The 19,445-nt window shown below is 46.0% G+C and carries 23 protein-coding genes and 2 pseudogenes; 21 read left to right on the top strand and 4 right to left on the bottom strand.

Translation table 11 applies throughout. From position 1 onward, the window contains the following. Positions 1 to 148: 148 nt before the first annotated feature. Positions 149 to 1,339 carry a histone deacetylase family protein gene (locus tag AC2VDX_RS10645; RefSeq protein WP_378179892.1) on the bottom strand — a complete coding sequence of 397 codons (1,191 nt, stop codon included), beginning with the start codon at positions 1,337 to 1,339 and terminating at the stop codon, positions 149 to 151. Positions 1,340 to 1,576: 237 nt separating this feature from the next. On the opposite strand from AC2VDX_RS10645, the gene AC2VDX_RS10640 reads away from it, so the two are divergent. Further along, complete coding sequence (locus AC2VDX_RS10640) at positions 1,577 to 1,921, top strand: GNAT family N-acetyltransferase (RefSeq protein WP_378179895.1); 345 nt, start codon at positions 1,577 to 1,579, stop codon at positions 1,919 to 1,921. 403 nt (positions 1,922 to 2,324) lie between these two features. Beyond that, positions 2,325 to 4,805 carry an ATP-dependent Clp protease ATP-binding subunit gene (locus tag AC2VDX_RS10635; protein WP_378179898.1) on the top strand — a complete coding sequence of 827 codons (2,481 nt, stop codon included), beginning with the start codon at positions 2,325 to 2,327 and terminating at the stop codon, positions 4,803 to 4,805. 262 nt (positions 4,806 to 5,067) lie between these two features. Here AC2VDX_RS10635 and AC2VDX_RS10630 read toward each other — a convergent pair whose 3' ends face one another. Together AC2VDX_RS10630 and AC2VDX_RS10625 are read right to left on the bottom strand one after the other, a co-directional pair. Next, positions 5,068 to 5,445 (bottom strand): helix-turn-helix domain-containing protein, encoded by a 378-nt coding sequence (locus AC2VDX_RS10630; protein ID WP_378179901.1) that lies wholly within the window; start codon positions 5,443 to 5,445, stop codon positions 5,068 to 5,070. A gap of 13 nt (positions 5,446 to 5,458) precedes the next feature. Beyond that, positions 5,459 to 5,761, bottom strand: a complete 303-nt coding sequence (locus AC2VDX_RS10625; RefSeq protein ID WP_378179904.1) for a type II toxin-antitoxin system HigB family toxin — start codon at positions 5,759 to 5,761, stop codon at positions 5,459 to 5,461. Positions 5,762 to 5,928: 167 nt separating this feature from the next. Here AC2VDX_RS10625 and AC2VDX_RS10620 point away from each other — a divergent pair, with 167 nt between their 5' ends. The 8 genes and pseudogenes from AC2VDX_RS10620 to mazF all read left to right on the top strand — a co-directional run bounded on the left by AC2VDX_RS10620 (position 5,929) and on the right by mazF (position 9,342). After that, complete coding sequence (locus tag AC2VDX_RS10620; protein ID WP_378179907.1) at positions 5,929 to 6,459, top strand: methylated-DNA--[protein]-cysteine S-methyltransferase; 531 nt, start codon at positions 5,929 to 5,931, stop codon at positions 6,457 to 6,459. A gap of 223 nt (positions 6,460 to 6,682) precedes the next feature. Continuing rightward, the gene (locus tag AC2VDX_RS10615; protein ID WP_378179910.1) at positions 6,683 to 7,099 is read left to right on the top strand and encodes an element excision factor XisH family protein; all 417 of its coding nucleotides are present in this window, start codon (positions 6,683 to 6,685) and stop codon (positions 7,097 to 7,099) included. After that, complete coding sequence (locus AC2VDX_RS10610) at positions 7,087 to 7,431, top strand: XisI protein (protein ID WP_378179913.1); 345 nt, start codon at positions 7,087 to 7,089, stop codon at positions 7,429 to 7,431. Before AC2VDX_RS10615 ends, AC2VDX_RS10610 begins: the two co-directional genes overlap by 13 nt. Positions 7,432 to 7,678: 247 nt before the next feature. After that, positions 7,679 to 7,915 (top strand): hypothetical protein, encoded by a 237-nt coding sequence (locus AC2VDX_RS10605; RefSeq protein WP_378179916.1) that lies wholly within the window; start codon positions 7,679 to 7,681, stop codon positions 7,913 to 7,915. After that, a pseudogene (locus AC2VDX_RS10600) lies at positions 7,915 to 8,253 on the top strand (type II toxin-antitoxin system PemK/MazF family toxin). Before AC2VDX_RS10605 ends, AC2VDX_RS10600 begins: the two are co-directional and overlap by 1 nt. 37 nt (positions 8,254 to 8,290) lie before the next feature. Further along, positions 8,291 to 8,431: a hypothetical protein gene (locus AC2VDX_RS10595; protein ID WP_378179919.1), complete on the top strand. Its 141-nt coding sequence runs from the start codon at positions 8,291 to 8,293 to the stop codon at positions 8,429 to 8,431. A gap of 327 nt (positions 8,432 to 8,758) precedes the next feature. Then, complete coding sequence (locus AC2VDX_RS10590; RefSeq protein WP_378179922.1) at positions 8,759 to 9,001, top strand: AbrB/MazE/SpoVT family DNA-binding domain-containing protein; 243 nt, start codon at positions 8,759 to 8,761, stop codon at positions 8,999 to 9,001. After that, entirely contained in the window at positions 8,995 to 9,342 is a 348-nt protein-coding gene (mazF, locus tag AC2VDX_RS10585) for an endoribonuclease MazF (RefSeq protein WP_378179925.1), read from the top strand. Before AC2VDX_RS10590 ends, mazF begins: the two co-directional genes overlap by 7 nt. Positions 9,343 to 9,656: 314 nt before the next feature. Here the strand turns inward: mazF and AC2VDX_RS10580 are convergent, their stop codons facing one another. Continuing rightward, complete coding sequence (locus tag AC2VDX_RS10580; RefSeq protein ID WP_378179928.1) at positions 9,657 to 9,956, bottom strand: P-II family nitrogen regulator; 300 nt, start codon at positions 9,954 to 9,956, stop codon at positions 9,657 to 9,659. Between the two features lie 580 nt (positions 9,957 to 10,536). Between AC2VDX_RS10580 and AC2VDX_RS10575 the strand changes: the two are divergent. The 11 genes and pseudogenes from AC2VDX_RS10575 (at position 10,537) to AC2VDX_RS10525 (ending at position 19,282) form a co-directional block, all read left to right on the top strand. Further along, a pseudogene (locus tag AC2VDX_RS10575) lies at positions 10,537 to 12,735 on the top strand (FdhF/YdeP family oxidoreductase). 414 nt (positions 12,736 to 13,149) lie between these two features. Then, positions 13,150 to 13,371, top strand: a complete 222-nt coding sequence (locus tag AC2VDX_RS10570) for a hypothetical protein (RefSeq protein ID WP_378179931.1) — start codon at positions 13,150 to 13,152, stop codon at positions 13,369 to 13,371. A gap of 85 nt (positions 13,372 to 13,456) precedes the next feature. Next, positions 13,457 to 13,702 carry a hypothetical protein gene (locus AC2VDX_RS10565; RefSeq protein WP_378180010.1) on the top strand — a complete coding sequence of 82 codons (246 nt, stop codon included), beginning with the start codon at positions 13,457 to 13,459 and terminating at the stop codon, positions 13,700 to 13,702. Between the two features lie 291 nt (positions 13,703 to 13,993). Further along, positions 13,994 to 14,218, top strand: a complete 225-nt coding sequence (locus AC2VDX_RS10560) for a DUF433 domain-containing protein (RefSeq protein WP_378179934.1) — start codon at positions 13,994 to 13,996, stop codon at positions 14,216 to 14,218. Further along, positions 14,215 to 14,553 carry a DUF5615 family PIN-like protein gene (locus AC2VDX_RS10555; RefSeq protein WP_378179937.1) on the top strand — a complete coding sequence of 113 codons (339 nt, stop codon included), beginning with the start codon at positions 14,215 to 14,217 and terminating at the stop codon, positions 14,551 to 14,553. Before AC2VDX_RS10560 ends, AC2VDX_RS10555 begins: the two co-directional genes overlap by 4 nt. A 280-nt stretch (positions 14,554 to 14,833) precedes the next feature. Beyond that, positions 14,834 to 15,418 carry a YdeI/OmpD-associated family protein gene (locus AC2VDX_RS10550; RefSeq protein ID WP_378179940.1) on the top strand — a complete coding sequence of 195 codons (585 nt, stop codon included), beginning with the start codon at positions 14,834 to 14,836 and terminating at the stop codon, positions 15,416 to 15,418. Between the two features lie 52 nt (positions 15,419 to 15,470). Then, positions 15,471 to 15,698, top strand: coding sequence for a hypothetical protein (locus AC2VDX_RS10545; RefSeq protein ID WP_378179943.1), 228 nt, complete (start codon positions 15,471 to 15,473; stop codon positions 15,696 to 15,698). Then, positions 15,695 to 16,804 carry an S-(hydroxymethyl)glutathione dehydrogenase/class III alcohol dehydrogenase gene (locus tag AC2VDX_RS10540; protein ID WP_378179946.1) on the top strand — a complete coding sequence of 370 codons (1,110 nt, stop codon included), beginning with the start codon at positions 15,695 to 15,697 and terminating at the stop codon, positions 16,802 to 16,804. Before AC2VDX_RS10545 ends, AC2VDX_RS10540 begins: the two co-directional genes overlap by 4 nt. Before the next feature lie 18 nt (positions 16,805 to 16,822). Further along, entirely contained in the window at positions 16,823 to 17,686 is an 864-nt protein-coding gene (fghA, locus tag AC2VDX_RS10535; protein ID WP_378179948.1) for an S-formylglutathione hydrolase, read from the top strand. Between the two features lie 401 nt (positions 17,687 to 18,087). Beyond that, positions 18,088 to 18,234, top strand: a complete 147-nt coding sequence (locus AC2VDX_RS10530; protein WP_486928153.1) for a hypothetical protein — start codon at positions 18,088 to 18,090, stop codon at positions 18,232 to 18,234. A gap of 79 nt (positions 18,235 to 18,313) precedes the next feature. Further along, the gene (locus tag AC2VDX_RS10525) at positions 18,314 to 19,282 is read left to right on the top strand and encodes a protochlorophyllide reductase (RefSeq protein WP_378179951.1); all 969 of its coding nucleotides are present in this window, start codon (positions 18,314 to 18,316) and stop codon (positions 19,280 to 19,282) included. Positions 19,283 to 19,445 lie beyond the last annotated feature (163 nt).

Below are 19,445 nucleotides of genomic sequence, written 5' to 3'. Positions count from 1 at the left end.
GCTTTGTTTGTTTAGCCGCGACTTTAGTCGTCGGACTCTCATTGGGATGCTCCCGTGAGGGCTGAGGAGTGAGGAGTGAGAAGTGAAAAGGGAAGTAGGGTCGAAAGTAAGCAGATTTTTATCTAGGGTGGTGTAGCGCACGTGATGACTACCGAGAGAATTGCCAACGACCTAGGTGTACTGCGTTGAGTGTTGCAATATATTCCTCCAAGTTAAAAGAAGACTTTGTTTCTCTTTGGGGGAGGGTTTCTTCAATGACAAGCGGCAAACCCAACATCGCCGCAGACGTATTAACTAGACAGTTGCCCAAATTCGTGGCATCGTAGCCACCTTCTAACAACAGCAGGTAATGCCCACCCACGAAGGCGATCGCTTCTGCGACCAAACGGGTTAGGTTGTAGTAAAGTTGGGCACTCAGGCACAAGCCTGCGCCAGGATCGTACAGGTAAAGATGATTGATATCATCAAAGTGTCCATCAAACCCCGCCGATACAATCACCATGTCGGGTTTAGCCTGGGCAATCAGAGCCGGTACGATAGTTTGGAACAGCGCCCAATACTCATCATCTGCTAGTTTAGCGGGTAGCGGCAGGTTGATAATGTTACCATTTGCGCCAATATCGTCAATGTTGCCGGTTTCCGGATAAAGCTCTGCACCGAATTGGTGGAGCGAGCAAAAAATGATGCGCGGGTCGTCCTGTACGATATCTTGGGTACCGTCTCCGTGATGCAAGTCCCAATCCAAGATTAAAACACGCTCTACGCCATCTTTTTTTAAGCAATATTTGGCTGCGATCGCTGCATTATTAAATAAGCAGAAACCACCCGCTTTTTCGCGTCCGGCGTGGTGTCCAGGCGGACGGTTTAAGCTCAGGGCGCTTTGAATCTGCCCGGACAAAATGCCTTTAATGGCGCTAATTCCTGCCCCAGCGGAAATCAAGGCGGTTTCGTAAGATCCTGGGCTTAAATAGGTAGACTCAGCCAAATACCCGCCAGCCGCACTGATTGCCCGGACTTGAGCAATGTATTCCGATGTGTGTACTGCCTGTAAATCCTCTTCCGTTGCCGGTTCTGGCTCTAGAAGGGTCATCTGCTGGATTAACTCAAAATCTCTTAGCGCTGCCATTGCTGCTGTCAGGCGACTGCTGGACTCCGGGTGTGGTACCGGACTAACGACTGGGTAAGGAAACTGAATTTGGTCTAACGTGTAAACTGGGTCAAGCAAATCTTGCCCCGCTACCCTGTGATATAGGTTATTTCCTTCGACCCTAATTTGACCGGGGTCGTGTATGGCAAATTCAGGAGTATAAATTAGGGCGATTGGCAACATCTTGGTCATTGGTTATTCGTGATTAGTCATTAGTCTTCAGCTAACGAATAATGACTCTTCATCCATTACCCATTTTCTCAAAAATGCACATTGAACCCCTTTCTCATCAGACTGTTAATGAAGCGATTAATCTAGTCCATACAGTTTTTCTCTACCAAATTTTCTCTGAACGAGCCAGTGCCTGTATTTCCCTTAAGCTTAAGGAAAAACAGTATAATTTCTCAAATTGCTTTCTGGCTGGTTGGGATGACCGAAGCCTGCTATTGGGTTGCCGTTGATGATGCTTCCCAAAAAGTAGTTGAAACAACTGGATTATACAGCAGCAAAGATGATAAAAATGAGGGATTATGGCTTGGCTGGACGTGTGTAGATACCGCATTTCGCGGTCAAGGAATTGGGAGGAAATTAGTTGATTTTGCTATTGAAAAGGCAGGCTCGGAAGGCAATAAATTTTTACGATTATACACCTCAAATCATCCCAACCAAGCCATCGCCCAGCTTCTCTACGATAAACGAGGATTTCGGATTATTGGTGAAGAACCGTTTAAGGGAAGTCGTCTCAAAAAAATCTACCGCGAGGTAGAGTTATAAGATTTTCTTACATTTTTAGTGAATAAAACTCTAATTTGTGTCGTAAGCTGCTAATACAAGGAGCAATTTATTGGGACTCAATAATAAGTATGATTAAGTTTATAAGAATTAATGAAGCCTCGCCCGGTTGAATCTTGGCGACTGTAGAGAAGGATTTTAAACCCACCCCTACATTTATATACCGGCAATTTCTAACTATCGAGGTATCTTTTCTTTCGCCATACATGCATCGCACTTCAAACCCATGCATAGGCGGCAACTACACCTGTTTCATACGGTTGTGCCCACTGCGATCGCTATCAGGGTAGAGATACATTGTTAATTAAGCAAGTACATAAAAGTTTATGCATGGGGAAATACCACTTCACCCATCGCCTAAACAGCTCGGTAGAGGAAAGCCGCCATGTTTCAACACTTCACAGACAAAGCCGTTAGGGTAATTATGCTATCTCAGGAAGAAGCACGTCGCCTGGGACACAACCTCGTGGGCACCGAGCAACTCCTTTTAGGATTAATTGCAGAAGGCACGGGTGTGGCGGCTAAAGTTCTGACCGACCAAGGCATCACCCTGCAATCATGCCGGATAGAAACCGAAAAAATTATTGGTCGGGGGTCTCGCTTTGTACCCTCTGAAATTCCCTTTACCCCTAAGGTGAAGCGGGTTTTCGAGCAAGCCTTTCTTGAGGCAAAGGCTTTCGGACATAACTATATTGGTCCGGAACACCTGCTGCTAGGGTTGATTCAAGAGGGGGAAGGAGTTGCCGCCAAAGTGCTGGCAAACCTGAACGCTGACCCGGCGAACATCCGTACCGCCGTGATTCGGAGGTTGGGAGAAGTCGCAGCCGTCTCCACTGGCAGTGGAGAAGATCGTTCGGCATCAGCACGTACTGACCGCAAAACCGCGACGTTAGATGAGTTTGGCACGAATCTGACCGCACTAGCAGCACAAGGCAAGCTCGATCCAGTCGTCGGTCGCACCAAAGAAATTGAACGCGCTATCCAGATTTTAGCTCGCCGCACCAAGAGTAACCCGGTTTTGATTGGAGAGCCAGGGGTTGGTAAAACGGCGATCGCTGAAGGTTTAGCTCAGCGTATTGTGAATAAAGACGTTCCTGGTTTCTTGGAAGATAAGCAGGTGATCGGTCTGGATATGGGTTCGCTGATCGCGGGTACCAAATTCCGGGGCGAATTTGAAGAACGCCTCAAGAAAATTGTGGAAGAAGTTCGGACATCGGGGAATATCATTCTGGTTGTTGACGAAGTGCATACGCTAGTTGGTGCGGGGTCAACTGAAGGTGGCATGGATGCCGCGAATATCCTCAAGCCAGCATTGGCGCGAGGCGAGTTGCAGTGCATGGGAATGACAACTCTGGATGAATACCGCCAGCACATTGAACGAGATGCCGCCTTAGAACGTCGCTTCCAGCCGATTATGGTAGGCGCACCCAGCGTGAGTGAAACCATTGAGATTTTATTTGGTCTGCGCGATCGCTACGAGCAGCACCATAAAGTTAAAATCTCTGATATTGCTCTGGTTGCAGCCGCTCAGCTTAGCGATCGCTACATCTCAGATCGTTTCTTGCCAGATAAGGCAATTGACCTGATTGATGAAGCGGGTTCTCGCGTCCATCTGAGAAACAGCAAGTCTTCTGGTACTGGGCAACTGAAGCGCGAACTGCGTCAAGTGACCAAAGAGAAAGAAGAAGTTGTGAAGGCTCAAGACTTTGATAAAGCGGGACATCTGCGCGATCGCGAGTTGGAACTTGAGGCACAATTGAAAGCGATCGCTGACAACAAAAAGGCAGAAGTTATTAACGCCGAAAACTCCCCAGTTGTTGGCGAAGAAGATATCGCTCAAATCGTTGCTTCCTGGACTGGAGTTCCTGTCAGCAAACTCACCGAATCCGAATCGGAGTTACTGCTGCACTTAGAAGATACCTTGCACCAGCGTCTCATCGGTCAAGAGGAAGCCGTCACCGCCGCCTCTAAGGCCATTCGCCGCGCCCGCGTCGGTCTAAAAGACCCCAACCGTCCCATCGCCAGCTTTATCTTCTCAGGTCCAACCGGAGTGGGCAAGACGGAACTTGCGAAGTCGTTGGCTGCTTACTTCTTCGGTTCCGAAGAAGCCATGATTCGACTGGATATGTCGGAATTCATGGAAAGCCACACGGTTTCCAAGCTGATTGGTTCGCCTCCCGGATACGTGGGATACAACGAAGGCGGTCAGTTGACCGAAGCGGTGCGTCGCAAGCCTTACACGGTGGTACTGTTCGACGAAATCGAAAAAGCTCACCCCGATGTGTTCAATATGCTGCTGCAACTCTTGGATGACGGTCGCCTGACCGATGCTCAAGGTCGCACAGTAGACTTCAAGAACACCTTGATCGTCATGACCTCCAACATCGGTTCTAAAGTCATTGAGAAAGGCGGCGGCGGTCTAGGCTTCGAGGTATCCGACAATCAAGCTGAGGCTCAGTACAACCATGTTCGCGCTTTGGTGAATGAAGAACTCAAGCAATACTTCCGTCCTGAGTTTCTCAATCGTCTCGACGAGATCATTGTCTTCCGTCAGTTGACGAAGGACGAAGTGAAGCAAATTTCTGTTATCATGCTGCGCGAAATCTCCGAACGCTTGACCGAACAGGGAATTATTCTGGAAGTCAGCGATCGCTTCAAAGAGCGTGTCGTAACTGAAGGCTACAGTCCTGCTTACGGTGCAAGACCGTTGCGCCGTGCCATCATGCGACTCTTAGAAGACAACTTGGCTGAAGCCATGCTATCTGGCACTATTCAAGATGGAGACACTGCCATCATTGATGTTGACGATGACGGTCAGATTCGGGTAGTCAAATCCGAACAGCGAGAGTTACTTCCTGTAGCCTAAAGGGCATGAGTTACGCAATTCATTAGCTAAGATTTAGCATTTTCATTCCCTGGCAGAAATGTCAGGGGATTTTTTTCTTCAGTCAGGGGTTTAAACTCCTGGCTAATAGCTCAAGTCCACTTAAGTGGACTAATAACTGCTTTCCAGTCCACTTAAGTGGACTAATAACTGCTTTCCAGTCCACTTAAGTGGACTTTAGCTATTAGACCGGAACTTAAGTTCCGGGCGGTTTTTTGAAAATGGTGCAAGATGTAAAGTTAAATTATTTTTCATCAAAAAAAACGGCTGGCGAAATATGGAAAAAATTAGCCAATTTTTGAATATGTTCTACCGTTAGCTGACGCTTACCGTTCAGCACTGCCGAAACGATGGACTCCGTTTTAAAAATAGGAACCAGGTCTTTCTGTCGGAGATTCAACTCAACCATGAGCGCTTTAATTAGCTCTACGCCCTGAAGAGTAGGTAGAGGATGGTGAAGTTCTTCGTAATCGTGGACTAAACTACCTAACACATTGAGATAGTCCTGCTCGTCTGCTGTCAGAGTACCGCGATCTATCAAAGAATCTATCACCTGTTGCGTAGCAATAAAATCCTCTTCTGTAGCGATGGGACGCGGAGGAAAAGCCTTGAGTAGTGACATATACTCGCTAGTGCTACGTGTACCAGAGGTCGTTTTTCCAGTCTTCTGTGTCGTATTCTGCATAGGTCAGGACATTGCGAATAAAAATTTTTTTGTACTTATAATCTACCAAAGCAATCAGGCGATAGTTATTACCACAGATGTTAAAAACGGTCAGATTTTTAACTTGATCGGCTGAAGGTAATATTACTCTAAGGTCTACAAAATTTTCCCACTGAGCCTCTTTTGTGTGGTCGTACCACAACTGAAGGCTCGTTTGAGAATTGGGGTGTTTTCCCCAAAAATCTTTGAGTCTTTTGTAGGTGATAATGTGCATGAGAGCCTTTTTACAGGCTTACTATAAGCAATTTGCGAAGTTAATGTCAAACAAACTGGTGAGAGCGATCGCATTCCCATTTATGCACAGATGTGAATTCATGCCAAAATTATATTTAGTGTTTCAGGCGATCGCGTTCTGGGAAATCTCAGCAAAAAGGAATTTATATGGTTTCTGATTCAATTTTCTATACCTACATGGATAGCCCTCTGGGACGTATCTTAATCGCGCAAAACTCAGTTGGGCTAGTGGCGATAGACTTTCAAGAAGGGCTGGCTGCAAAGTCTCCAGAAACTGCTTGGCATTTCCAAAAGAAGCTAAACGGTAACGCCGTCGATCAACTTCAGGCATATTTTAATGGCGAATTGCATCAATTCACGCTATCGCTTGCCCCCATAGGTACACTGTTTCAACAGCAAGTTTGGACAGCACTCCAGTCGATTCCTTACGGTCAAACGATATCTTATGGAGAACTGGCGAAAAAAATAGGATTGCCAACAGCAGCGCGTGCTGTTGGAGCAGCCAACGGGAAAAATCCTCTATGTATTATTGTGCCTTGTCACCGTGTTATCGGCAGCAACGGCACACTTACAGGTTTTAGAGGTGGAGTCCGTCTTAAAGAAGGTTTACTGGAACTTGAGCACAGACATAGTGCAAAACCTAGTCTGCAATTGACAATAGCTTTGAGCAACAGTTAAAGGCGCAATCGCCAGAATTGTTCTGTTTCTGGAAGACATTTTTTGATGCTACCTTTAATGATGCGATCGCCAATGCGAACCAGCATAACTACTTATGACAGGTAGGTTGCTTTGAAACTAGATAATATGGCGAACTTATTTGGAATTAGAACTTATTTTGTAGAATTTGCCAAGCTTGCATCAGTAGGTAAAGGGGCTATTGTTTCTAGCCTACAATTAGGTTATGCCTAGATTAGACATCATCCATGACGCTATAAAAAATGCGCTGATAAAGGATGGCTGGACAATTACAGACGATCCCTATGTCATTCAGTATCGAAGAACAACGTTATACGCCGATCTAGGTGCTGAACGTCCGATCGCAGCTGAACGGGATAGGCAAAAGCTTGTCGTTGAAGTGAAAAGCTTTCTTGGTGCATCAAAAATACAAGACTTAAAAGAAACTCTCGGTCAGTACGATATTTACCGTTATCTTCTGGAGGAAACAGCACCAGACCGTAAACTTTATGTTGCTGTCAGTACAGTCGCTCATAACACCTTTTTCAAGCAAGATGTAATTCAACTCATTCTTAGTAGACATCAGCTTCCACTCATTGTCGTAAATATAGAGACAGAGGAAATTACGCAATGGATAAATTAACTGAGTATCCCAAGCTGATTAAACAGATATTGTTTGAGTATGTAGAATTGTGCAACCGCAGTCCCGATAGAGAAATCGAGACATTCTTGATTGTGGATGAACCAAAGGGACATTATATCTGGATGAACCTTGGTTGGCAGAACGGCGATCGCATTGCTGGCATGACCGTCTATGTTCGTATTCGTGATGGTAAGTTTTGGATCGAAGAAGATTGGACTGAAGATGGCATTGCTACTGACCTAGTTCGTGCAGGTGTCCCCAAAGAAGATATTGTGTTAGCATTCCACGAGCCTAAGATGCGACAGTATACAGACTTTGCAGTTGCATCATAGCGGTGCAGGCTAATACATTGATGGAGCCGGAGGAGCGATATTGGTGGGGTTGCAAAGGCGATGCGCTAAGGCGTGTTTATTTGGGAAAAATGCTCAGTTTTGTGTTCATTTGATGCTCAGTAATTGTGGTTTATGTTCATGCTTGCGCTCGAAGCATTCTAGTATAAGCTTTTAGCAAATTACTCCCGCCCAACAAAGTATAAATTTGGTATAACTAAAGTGTGTCAACTACTTGAGGAGTCAGCCCTTGAAAACCGCTATTTCTCTTACTGACCCAATTTTTGAAGAAGCTGAGGCACTTGCTCAACAGTTGGGTATGTCTCGGAGTGAACTCTACACGAAAGCATTGAAAGCATATTTGAAGCGATATAACCGAGAGCGAATGTTATCGCAACTAAACGAGGTTTACTCTCAAGAGTCATCAGAATTAGACCCAGTAATGGTAAAAATGCAGTTTATGTCTCTACCGCATGAGGATTGGTAGTGTATCGCGGAGAGATTTAATGGGCAAATTTACCTGACCCAATGGGTTCAGAACCTGGCTATCGTAGACCAGTCCTAATTATTCAGGATGATACATTCACCCAAAGTCGTCTTAGGACGGTAATAGTTGTTATTATCACTTCCAATATAAAACTTGCGATCGCACCGGGCAATGTTTTATTATCCCGTGATACCACGGGTTTATCCAGAGATTCTGTTGCAAATGTCTCCCAGATATTCACTGTGGACAAAGCATTTTTGACTGAGCGTATTGGTTCATTACCAGTGAGTTTGCAAGAAGAGGTAGATGAAGGTTTACGAGCAGTTCTATACCTTTGATGATTAAGGTTCTTCAACTACGACCTGAATCGCTCAAGTGCGAATCAGGATATCATCGACGACAGGACTAGCGATCGCACAGGGAATTTTTATCCGCAGAAACCAGTTAGATAGCAGTGAGCCTGAAGCAGAAATGAGCGATTCTGCTTCGCCGGGGAGGAAGCGATCGCAATCTTGAATATTCCGCAGACCACGCTAGTTTAAGAATATCGTGTTGGGGAGGAAGCGATCGCTACTTGCACTATCAGAATTTCCCTTGCTTAAAAGTGACCGACGAGCAATTTCTTCAATTGTCATGGCAAATCCTGAATGTCATCTATCCGAAGTTAAGATGTCAGAAGGTAATTTGTAGGACAATACCACAAGGGGTTTTGGCTGGAAGTGGCTTTGAAGCATAATGCTTGTCAAACATCTGTTTCCTCGCTATAGTGTAGATACTCTGTATATACCTAATTATAGGAAAGCTGAGTATAGAGATCGGTTTCGCTAGATGGAGATTCAGACTATGGCTGCAACTGTTGCAAAGTGGGGAAACAGTCTTGCTGTTCGGATTCCACAGAATTTAGCCAAGGAAATCCATTTAGCTGAAGGGGCTGAGATAGATATTAGTGTGGTAGATGGAACTCTAGTAATTAAGCCCAGAAGTCGAAAGCGTTACTCGCTTGATGAGCTTATTAAGGGAATCACACCGGAGAATCTTCACGCTGAAATTGATAGTGGAATAGCTGTAGGAAATGAAGTTTGGTAGTACAAGCAAATTTGTATATTCCCAGCCGAGGACATATCGTTTACTTGGACTACGATCCGACAAAGGGGCACGAACAGAGGGGTCATAGACCAGCTTTTGTAATCTCGCCTCTTGCTTATAACCAGAAAAGCTCCCTGGCTTTGTTCATGCCTATCACAAAACAACAAAAAGGGTATCCTTTTGAAGTTCTCTTGCCATCTGGATTGAAGATTCAGGGGGTTATTCTTGCAGACCAGATCAAGTGTTTAGACTGGAAAGCTCGTGGTGTTCAATTTGTCGAGTCCGTGCCAGAAAGTGTGATTGAGGAAGTACAAGCAAAAATTGAGCCACTGTTGCTGTAACAAGCATTCAATAGAAGGGTTGGAGACAAGTAAAAAGCACCGTGTATGCTCAAAACTCTTGATTCATGCTGCTGACAAAGTTACAACAATGGTTGGTTCACCTCAATTCAGAATTCCTTGTTACCTAGATATTACCAATGAGCAATTTATGCAAATGGTTAAGGAAAATTCCGAATTGAGGATGGAATCAAACTACTCAGGGAGAATCAAGTGTCATGGCACCTACACAGTAGCGATCGCTTAGGCTGGTTAATCGCTCCGAGAACTCGACAAGTTAAAATCTATCGCCCCAGTCAGATTTTAGATTCAATTATTTAATCAAACAAACCTTCTATCTTTTGACGAAAGGCAATTAAGGCATGATTGATCGAGAACTCCTTCAGGTCTTCTAGCAATTGGTCTGATATCTCTTTTGTCACAATGGTTTTGACTTCAATGTTGGTGTTATAGCCAGCGATATCTCCCATGCGTCTACCGTGACTACCAGCGCCCTTGGCTGGAATAATCGTGTAGCCAGAAGCACCCAATGTGCTGAGTAACTTAACTAGGCGATCTTGCAATACCGTTTCGCAAATGATCGTGACGAGATAGCCCTGGCTGTGAGAAGTGGTCATAAAAATTTTAGGAACTGTTGTTTACTCATTATTCCACGGCGCAGTTGCAGGCTGGGGGAAGGCACCTAACAATCTGCTTAAGGATAGAGAAGCACAAAGCTACGATTGAAGTGATTAGAAGATGTTTAAGAAGCTAGTTTTCTAGTAAAAAAGATAGACTCATATCTTGCACCTGGCGGTTTCAACCGCTCAGCGACAGCGGGCACACAAACGAAACCTGACGAGAGCAGGTTACAAAACCCTTAATTTTCGGGTAATCCGCGCTGGCGGACTTAGACAGATCGACCTCTCCCCCAGCCCCTCCCCGATGCGGAGAGGGGAGGAAGACTCTGGTTCCCCCAACCCTTGTAGGGAAGGGGGCTAGGGGGTTAGGTCTAGGCGTACCGCACTCAAGTAAGAACCGCTATAGCTCCAAAATTCTATTCTGAGGGCTTGGTGCAAGATAGATTAAGAGGGATAGAAGGCATTCCAGGCTGACGGATGAGTGGCGCTGCATTCAAGAGGAAGCTGTATGGACGCAGACATTAAAACAGAAGACGCAACTAAAGCAACTAGCGATCGCTCTAGCAATATTCCAGAAATGGGGGGCGGTTTGCCCGTCGTGCAATATTGGGCAGAACATACGCTGTCACCGTCAGGGCCAAAACTGTGGCAAACGTTGTTGCATAAAAGTGCTTGCTTGTCCTGTGCTTGGGGAACGGGGGGACAAAAGGGCGGCTTCGCAAACGAATTGGGCGAAACGATGCAACGCTGCGCCAAAAGCGTAGAGGCAATTTCCGCCGAACTGCAACCACCTGTCTCAAACCATTTCTTCGAGCGCCACAGTATCGCCGAACTCCAGCAGTTGACTTCCTTAGAAGCGGATCGCCTCGGTCGTCTCAGTTTTCCCGTCATTCTGCGCGAGGGCAAATCTCATTACGAGCGGATTTCCTGGGATGAGATTTACGAGATTGGCGAAGCTGGCTTTCGCAAGTCGCCGGAGCGAGTCGCCTCCTATAGTTCCGGGCGCTCGTCGAATGAAGCGGCTTATCTGCTGCAACTGATGATGCGATTGCTGGGGTCGAATAATTTGGCAGATTGCTCGGATTTGTGCCACGTTCCCTCGACGGTGGGACTGAAGAAAATGTTTGGCTCTGGCACCTCAATGGTCAGTCTGGATAGCTTGAAAAAGGCAGACTGCGTGGTGTTGATTGGGTCGAATGCGCCTGCTAACCATCCGCGCTTGATGAATGAACTGATTGAGTTGCGCGATAGCGGTGGCAAAGTTATTGTCGTTAATCCAGTAATTGAAGTGGGGTTGGTCAAGTTTGCTTCCCCAGCGTTTCCCCTCAAGTCGCTATTTTCTGGCTCGGAGATTTCCTCACTTTATCTGCAACCGATTCCCGGTAGCGATGTGGCGCTATTTATCGGCATCCAAAAAGCGCTAATTGAACGCAACTTAATTCAAACAGATTATCTTTGCGCTCACGCTGAGGGTTGGGAAGCAGTTGTCGATTATGCTAACTCTATTTCCTGGAATGCGATCGCCCAAACTTGCGGTGTTTCCCAACAGGAAATCGAAGTCGCCGCAGAAATAATCGCCGCTTCCAAAGGTGTTGTATTCGCCTGGGCGATGGGTGCAACCCAGCACGACAACGGAGTCGATAACATCTATGCGATCGCCAACACGGCTCTGCTGACAGGCAATGCGGGCAAAGAGGGTGGCGGTACGATGCCCATCCGGGGACACTCCAACGTCCAGGGTTTTGGCTCGATGGGTGTGACAGTCCAACTCAAAAAAGAGATTCAAGAAGCGCTAGAGAAATTGCTGGGGCGATCGCTCAACCGCAACCCTGGATATCGCGCCCGCGACTTAATTGATGCGGCTGATGCAGGCAAAGTAGATACGTTGATTTGCCTGGGTGGTAATCTGTATGCGGCGAACCCTGACTTGATGCAGGCAAAGCGTGCTTTAGGCAATATTGAAACGATTATTTACCTTGCTACTAAACCGAATCTAGGACACTTTCACGGATTAGCCAATAAAAATACCATCATCATTCCCGTATTTAATCGCTTTGAAAATCCGCACCAAACTACGACGGAATCGGGCAACAACTTTGTGCGGCTGAATGATGTTGGTAAAACCCATCTTAAGGATGCGGATTTGATTTCGGAGGTGGAATTTCTCACGGAATTAGCGCATCGGATTCTTGGCAGCGATCCGGTGGATTGGCGCAAACTTCAAGATACCAAATATGTCCGCCAACTAATTGGCAAAACGATTCCTGGCTTTGAGCAGATGGCGACAATTGATGAAACCAAGGAAGAGTTTACGATCGCCGGACGCATTTTCAAGTCACCCAAATTTGCTACACCGTCCGGTAAAGCTAATATGTTTGTTACGCCATTACCAGAATTGCATTTACCGGAGGCAAAAGAGTTTGGAGTGCCAGAATCTACCCCTAGCATTATATTAGCATTGATGACGGGACGCAGCTACTCGCAACACAATACGGTAGTTTACAAACCAGGCGACAAATATCGGGGAATGCCGCACCGCAACTGTATTTTAATGAATCCATCCGATGCAAAATAAGTAGGATGGCAAGAGCATCAGCGAGTGACGGTGCAGGGTGATGCAGGTAAGTTAGAGAATGTTGAAATTATCTTTGGTGCTGTGCGTCAGGGAGCAGCGATGATGTTTTATCCCGAAGTTAACGTCATCTTTAAAGCCCGGATAGATAAGCAGTCTGGGATACCTGCGTTTAAGCGAGTTCCGGTTGTAGTTTACGCCTGATAGCAGGAGAGCGATCGCTAATGCGAATCAGCATATCATCGACAGCATTGGATAATAGGAAGATGTAGACGACTTCCAGCGCGATCGCTAAAGGATTTTCAACGGCATGGTGATACTCGCTATCATTATGAATAATTGTTGAGGAAACATCACTTGAATTGGGAAAACAAACGAAATGGGATTAACATACCGCATTAAGGTGGGTTCGTAGGATAAACAGTATCAATATGGAGCCAACTCCAGACCAACTTAGGGAATTATATTTAATTGCACGTGAGTTAACCGCACAATTGAGATGTTATATTCGGTTAGTTGATTTGCTACCCAATGGAGAGTTATGTATTGTAATTCAGCCTAGAGACTTCCCAAGCCAACGGATGATTATTTACATCGAGCCTAATGGAGACAGAAGATATGTCTGAGAGCTTGAAAAAGCAATTGCAGCAGCTAAGTAATGAGGAGTTACTCGATTTTGCCCTAGAACACTTAGGGCAGGAGCATGAGTCTGTGCGGCAGTCAGCTTTGCAAGAACATTTTATCAGAGTCAAAGATGCAGCAAGTACAGTTATAGCGCCACCTGGAGATGTTCGATATTTAAGGTTAAAGCTATCTCAACTAACACAACACACTACCTAACCAATAGAAGCAATCTTCCGCCTAAACATGACCCCTCAAGAACTGAGAGTCTGTATTTTGGGCTATTGAGAGGATGATGATAAAGATGGAAAATAATCTGCGATCGCAATATGACTTAAAAAGCCTAAGAGTCAGAAAGTTAGGTTCCCAAAGAAAGAGTTTTGGGGGGACAATCGTTCGCTTAGAACCTGATGTCGCAGAAATGTTTCCCAATGCCGATGCAGTTAATGAAGCTCTACGATTTCTGATGAGAGTTATGCAGGAAAAACAGCCTCCTGCTGCTATAATAGATCCTAAAAATGCGTTGGAGCAGACTGACAAAAGCCTTTAGTAGGAATGAGCGCGATCGCTTGCGAATCAGCATATTATCATCTGCTGATACTGCATTAGGTTTTTCATGGAGTTTGATGTCTGTTTCTACCGTTCGCAGCTACAGTTTGAGGTCAGTTCCAAAGCGGTAGTTTCTGACGCTTAACTAGCGTGGAGATGCAGAGCAAGAAAGTGTTTTGGTACTAACCTAATGGGTGACATTAAAGCGATCGCATATTGAGAGTTTCTTGATTTGCAAGTTGAACAAACGCGATCCACACTGAAATTATGACTCATCTCGGAGTGAAATCGGATGCCAGATTTGCTTGACAGAATTACAGTTAATCCGAAGCAGTGTGGTGGTCGTCCCTGTATTCGGGGTATGAGAATTCGAGTATCAGATGTGCTGGACTTGTTAGCGGCGGGTTTGAGTGCCGAACAAATCTTGGAGGAAATGCCTGACCTTGAAATGGAGGATCTGAAGGCAGCACTCACCTACGCGGCGCGTAAACTCGATCATCCAGTTCTGGTGGCATGACGATTTGGGTAGATGCACAACTGTCGCCAGCGATCGCACCCTGGATCGCGAATACATTTGGGGTGACAGCAGTCGCCTTGCGCGATATTGGTCTGAGAGATGCTGAAGATTATGAGATTTTCGAGGCAGCGAAAGCGCAAGGAGCGATCGTTATAACAAAGGACAGAGATTTTGTTGATTTAGTCGATCGTTTTGGTTCGCCGCCACAAATTATCTGGTTGACGTGTGGCAATACATCAAATGCGCGGTTGCGAGAGATTTTGAGTGCAACATTGCCGGAAGCTTTAGAGCTTTTGCGAACAGGCGAGATGTTAGTGGAGATTAGCGGGGATTAGTCCATCAACCGAAGGACTGGCGATCGCACCTTTGAAGCTCTTACAACCCCTCTTCGGGTAATGTGACTGGTGCAAGATGTCAGTTCAAAGGCTTACGAGTAAGCTTTAGCTTGACATAGCTTCTCGCTCTCGAAATTTATTTCCTCCTCTCCTTGCGTCAGCGCCATTCATCCTAAGTCCGGCAAGTGGAGGCATTAGGCTGCGTTCGGTTATCGGTAAGGACGGTATATTGAAGTTATTTGTTAATGTTTAGGGTTCAGATTGTCTGCCATCTTCTGTGATGCCGAAATTTGATGACCAACTAGAAACTATTTATGCCAGCGATCGCACATATTGGCGGGAATGGTTGGAAAAAAACCATCGCACCTCGCCCGGTATATGGTTGATTTACTACAAAGTCAAAAGCGGTAAACCGAGCGTTCGATACAACGAAGCCGTCAAAGAAGCCTTATGCTTTGGCTGGATTGACAGTAAAGTCAAATCCTTGGACGAAGAGCGTTATATGCAAATCTTTACGCCTCGAAAACTAAAAAGCGTATGGTCAAAATTGAATAAACAATATATTGAAGAAATCATCGAACAAGGATTGATGACTGAAGTAGGTTTTAAAAAGATTGATGCTGCGAAACAAGACGGCTCGTGGACTGCGTTAGACGAGATCGAAGCATTGACTATTCCGATGGATTTAAAGCAAGCCTTGGAAGCAAACGAAGCAGCAAACCGGAATTTTGAGACGTTTAGTAATTCATTAAAGAAGAATATTTTGTTTTGGATTAATAGTGCAAAACGTCCAGAGACGAGGTTGAAGAGAATTGAGCAAACTATAAGTTCAGCAGCGCAGAACAGAAATCCATTGATACGATAACGAGACTTGTTTTTTGCACAACCGCAGCCTAATCTACTCGCTCCACAGGTGGATGTCAAACTCGCGCTTGGGCATCGACGACAGAAGTGGCGATCGCATTGGGCGGAGAAATCTTCATCCTCATCTCTCCGGCGATCGCAAAGGGATTTTTGAAACTTCTGGGTCACTTTCACCCGCGAAACCAACGGCGATCGCTAAAGTAAGAATTACAGCTCTCGCTATCTATGGCAAAGTTCGGGATGATAGGGTGCTAGGCAACATTGGCAGGAAGTCACTATGAAAACACGCGCAGCGATCGCTCTTGATGCTGGCAAGCCCTTAGAAATTGAAGAAATTGACCTGGAAGGACCAAAAGCCGGAGAGGTTATGGTTCGGATTGTTGCCACAGGCGTTTGCCACACGGATGCATTTACGCTGTCTGGTAAAGATCCGGAGGGCATTTTCCCAACTATTTTGGGGCATGAAGGCGGCGGTATTGTCGAGGAAGTGGGTGCTGGCGTCACCAGCGTGCAACCGGGCGATCACGTAATTCCGCTGTACACGCCAGAGTGCGGGCAATGCAAGTTTTGTCTATCTGGAAAAACCAATCTGTGTCAGGCAATTCGCGTCACGCAAGGCAAAGGATTGATGCCCGATGGAACCAGCCGATTTAGCAAAAACGGTGAAACTATCTATCACTACATGGGCACCAGTACGTTCAGCGAATACACTGTATTGCCCGAAATTGCGATCGCTAAAATCAACAAAAATGCGCCGTTAGAAAAAGTCTGTCTGTTAGGATGTGGCGTTACCACAGGCATTGGTGCTGTATTGAACACGGCAAAAGTGGAACCAGGCTCAACGGTTGCAGTGTTTGGTTTAGGGGGAATTGGGTTAAGCGTCGTTCAGGGAGCCGTAATGGCTCAAGCAGGGCGGATTATTGGCATAGATATCAATCCCAGCAAGTTTGAACTGGCAATGCAGTTAGGCGCAACGGAATGCATCAATCCCAAAGACTACAACCAGCCAATTCAGCAAGTGATTGTCGAACTCACGGATGGCGGTGCTGATTATACATTTGAGTGCATCGGCAATGTCAATTTGATGCGGGCTGCCCTTGAAGCTTGCCATAAAGGTTGGGGAGAATCAACGATTATTGGGGTTGCGGGTGCAGGAGAAGAAATTAGCACTCGTCCATTCCAACTGGTTACGGGGCGCGTGTGGCGGGGTTCTGCCTTTGGAGGAGTCAAAGGGCGATCGCAACTCCCCGGCTATGTAGAAAGGTATCTCGCAGGCGAAATTCAGATCGATCCGTTCATTACTCAGACGATGCCATTAGAGGAAATTAACACGGCGTTTGATCTAATGCACGCGGGTAAGAGTATTCGTTCTGTCATTCTCTACTAGAGACTTAGTTTATCAGTCATGAACCAACCCGTCCCTACAAACCTCACCTTAGTCAGCCGCAACCGGAGTTTTGGTGGCTGGCAATCTGTCTACCGGCATCACTCTGCCGTACTTGAGAGCGAGATGAATTTTGGCGTATATCTTCCTCCCCAGGCTGAAACGCAATCTTGCCCGGTACTCTATTGGTTGAGTGGATTAACCTGCACAGAACAAAATTTCATCAGTAAAGCAGGTTCGCAGCAATTTGCGGCTCAGTACGGTGTAATTGTGGTTGCTCCCGATACCAGTCCGCGCGGCTGTAATGTCCCTGGAGAGGAAGATAGTTGGGACTTGGGAACAGGTGCGGGATTCTATGTCAATGCCACGCAAATGCCTTGGGCAAAGCATTATCGGATGTATGATTATGTAGTTTCAGAATTACCGGAAGCGATCGCTGCTAACTTCCCTGTAATGGCAATTCGGGGTATTTTCGGACATTCAATGGGCGGATATGGTGCCTTAGCGATCGCCCTGAAAAATCCCGGAATGTTTAAAAGTGTCTCCGCCTTTTCTCCAATTGTTACCCCAAGCCTTGTCCCTTGGGGACAAAAAGCATTTCAGAATTATTTGGGCGACAATAAATCTGACTGGCTAGCTTACGATCCGATGCATTTAATTAAATCTGCTCAAGAAAGATTGCCCATTTTGATCGATCAGGGAGATGCAGATCAATTTCTAGGCGAACAATTGCAACCCGACATTTTTGCCCAAGCTTGTGCAGAGGTAAATCATCCCCTCACTCTCCGCAAACAACCCGGTTACGATCACAGTTACTATTTCATTGCCTCATTTATCCGCGATCATTTCGCTCACCACGCGGCTACTTTGGCTCAACCAGGCTGATGCCGATGCATTAGCGACTGACCCAGTGTTGTCTTTAGCTGCGCCTGAAAATCGAGATTTAGGAGTGGTTATGGCTCTGCGGAAACCCAATACGGTTCAGTTAGCGCCAAAAATCTTTTAGCCCAGTAGCTCAGTAGGTTGGGTTGAGCAACGAAACCCAACATTTTTAGGATTTGGTTGGGTTGAGGAACGAAACCCAACCTACAATTTTCCTTAACTGCGGCTGAAAATCGAGATTTAGGAATGGTTAAGGCTCTGGGGAAACCTCCTCAACGATTTGAGTTGACCCCTTATTTGGGTTTATTGCCTGCTTTTACGTGACATTTATGCTTATATTTTTAACTTGTTCAGGGACGTGAGATCCTAGCTCAGTAGCAACGAAACCCAACCAAATCCTAAAAATGTTGGGTTTCGTTCCTCAACCCAACCTACAATTTTCCTTAACTGCGGCTGAAAATCGAGATTTAGGAATGGTTAAGGCTCTGGGGAAACCTCCTCAACGATTTGAGTTGACCCCTTATTTGGGTTTATTGCCTGCTTTTACGTGACATTTATGCTTATGTTTTTAACTTGTTCAGGGACGTGAGATCCTAGAGAAAGTGAATATGGTCAATAGAGTCTCACAGAATGGAACAGAATCGTAAGCCAACGGTTGTAATCACGGGTGCCTCCTCAGGGGTTGGTTTGTACGGTGCAAAAGCGCTTGCCAAAAGGGGATGGCACGTAGTCATGGCTTGTCGGGATTTGGAGAAGGGGCAAAAAGCTGCCGAAATGGTGGAAATCCCCCAAGACAGCTACACCCTCATGCAAATTGACCTAGCCTCTTTAGAGAGCGTTCGCCAGTTTGTGAATAACTTCAGAGCCAGCGGCAAGTCCCTGGACGCTTTGGTGTGCAACGCCGCAGTTTATCTACCTTTATTAAAAGAACCAATGCGGAGCGCCGAAGGTTATGAACTGAGCGTCGCGACGAATCACTTGGGTCATTTCCTCTTGTGCAACCTGATGTTGGAGGATCTGAAAAAGTCCTCTTATCCAGATCGCAGACTCGTGATTTTGGGAACCGTGACAGCCAATCCGAAGGAGTTGGGTGGTAAGATTCCGATTCCAGCGCCTCCAGATTTAGGCAATCTCCAAGGCTTTGAAGCTGGTTTCAAAGAGCCAATTTCGATGATTAACGGCAAGAAGTTTAAACCCGGCAAAGCGTACAAAGATAGCAAACTTTGCAATGTTTTGACCATGCGGGAACTGCATCGGCGCTATCATTCTGCAACAGGCATCACCTTCAACTCTCTCTATCCCGGATGCGTTGCAGATACACCTCTGTTCCGCAACCACTATCCTCTGTTTCGGAAAATCTTCCCGCTGTTCCAAAAGAACATTACCGGGGGATACGTGTCTCAAGAGCTAGCAGGGGAAAGGGTTGGCGCGATCGTTGCCGATCCTGAATACAAGGAATCTGGGATGTATTGGAGTTGGGGAAATCGCCAGAAACCCGGTCGTCAGTCTTTTGTGCAAGAGGTTTCTGACGAAGCTAGCGATGATAACAAAGCTCAAAAGCTGTGGGATTTGAGCGCCAAGTTAGTTGGAGTCGCGTAACGTAGGCTGGGTGTTACCATCCGTACAAACTTGTCTTCACGATTGAATTGATCTATAGAGTGTCGAGTGCTTGATTGTCATTCTTTCGGTGGGTATTTTACCCGACACAGGAAATAGCCTCAAAGTTATTCGCTTTGAGGCTATTCTCATCCAAACCGTTAAT

It is taken from the genome of Coleofasciculus sp. H7-1 (genome assembly GCF_057473865.1).
This window is presented reverse-complemented; position numbering and strand designations above follow the sequence as displayed.

Excerpts from the sequence above, each read along its gene's own strand:
- AC2VDX_RS10530 (WP_486928153.1), top strand. The coding sequence starts at position 18,088 with ATGTTGGGTTTCGTTCCTCAACCCAACCTACAATTTTCCTTAACTGCG.
- AC2VDX_RS10550 (WP_378179940.1), top strand. The coding sequence starts at position 14,834 with ATGCCGAAATTTGATGACCAACTAGAAACTATTTATGCCAGCGATCGC.
- AC2VDX_RS10630 (WP_378179901.1), bottom strand. The coding sequence starts at position 5,445 with ATGTCACTACTCAAGGCTTTTCCTCCGCGTCCCATCGCTACAGAAGAG.
- AC2VDX_RS10615 (WP_378179910.1), top strand. The coding sequence starts at position 6,683 with ATGCCTAGATTAGACATCATCCATGACGCTATAAAAAATGCGCTGATA.
- AC2VDX_RS10610 (WP_378179913.1), top strand. The coding sequence starts at position 7,087 with ATGGATAAATTAACTGAGTATCCCAAGCTGATTAAACAGATATTGTTT.
- AC2VDX_RS10560 (WP_378179934.1), top strand. The coding sequence starts at position 13,994 with ATGCCAGATTTGCTTGACAGAATTACAGTTAATCCGAAGCAGTGTGGT.
- AC2VDX_RS10645 (WP_378179892.1), bottom strand. The coding sequence starts at position 1,339 with ATGACCAAGATGTTGCCAATCGCCCTAATTTATACTCCTGAATTTGCC.
- fghA (WP_378179948.1), top strand. The coding sequence starts at position 16,823 with ATGAACCAACCCGTCCCTACAAACCTCACCTTAGTCAGCCGCAACCGG.
- AC2VDX_RS10590 (WP_378179922.1), top strand. The coding sequence starts at position 8,759 with ATGGCTGCAACTGTTGCAAAGTGGGGAAACAGTCTTGCTGTTCGGATT.
- AC2VDX_RS10580 (WP_378179928.1), bottom strand. The coding sequence starts at position 9,956 with ATGACCACTTCTCACAGCCAGGGCTATCTCGTCACGATCATTTGCGAA.
- AC2VDX_RS10635 (WP_378179898.1), top strand. The coding sequence starts at position 2,325 with ATGTTTCAACACTTCACAGACAAAGCCGTTAGGGTAATTATGCTATCT.
- AC2VDX_RS10555 (WP_378179937.1), top strand. The coding sequence starts at position 14,215 with ATGACGATTTGGGTAGATGCACAACTGTCGCCAGCGATCGCACCCTGG.
- AC2VDX_RS10570 (WP_378179931.1), top strand. The coding sequence starts at position 13,150 with ATGTCTGAGAGCTTGAAAAAGCAATTGCAGCAGCTAAGTAATGAGGAG.
- AC2VDX_RS10625 (WP_378179904.1), bottom strand. The coding sequence starts at position 5,761 with ATGCACATTATCACCTACAAAAGACTCAAAGATTTTTGGGGAAAACAC.
- AC2VDX_RS10640 (WP_378179895.1), top strand. The coding sequence starts at position 1,577 with ATGACCGAAGCCTGCTATTGGGTTGCCGTTGATGATGCTTCCCAAAAA.
- AC2VDX_RS10620 (WP_378179907.1), top strand. The coding sequence starts at position 5,929 with ATGGTTTCTGATTCAATTTTCTATACCTACATGGATAGCCCTCTGGGA.
- AC2VDX_RS10525 (WP_378179951.1), top strand. The coding sequence starts at position 18,314 with ATGGAACAGAATCGTAAGCCAACGGTTGTAATCACGGGTGCCTCCTCA.
- AC2VDX_RS10545 (WP_378179943.1), top strand. The coding sequence starts at position 15,471 with ATGTCAAACTCGCGCTTGGGCATCGACGACAGAAGTGGCGATCGCATT.
- AC2VDX_RS10565 (WP_378180010.1), top strand. The coding sequence starts at position 13,457 with ATGGAAAATAATCTGCGATCGCAATATGACTTAAAAAGCCTAAGAGTC.
- AC2VDX_RS10540 (WP_378179946.1), top strand. The coding sequence starts at position 15,695 with ATGAAAACACGCGCAGCGATCGCTCTTGATGCTGGCAAGCCCTTAGAA.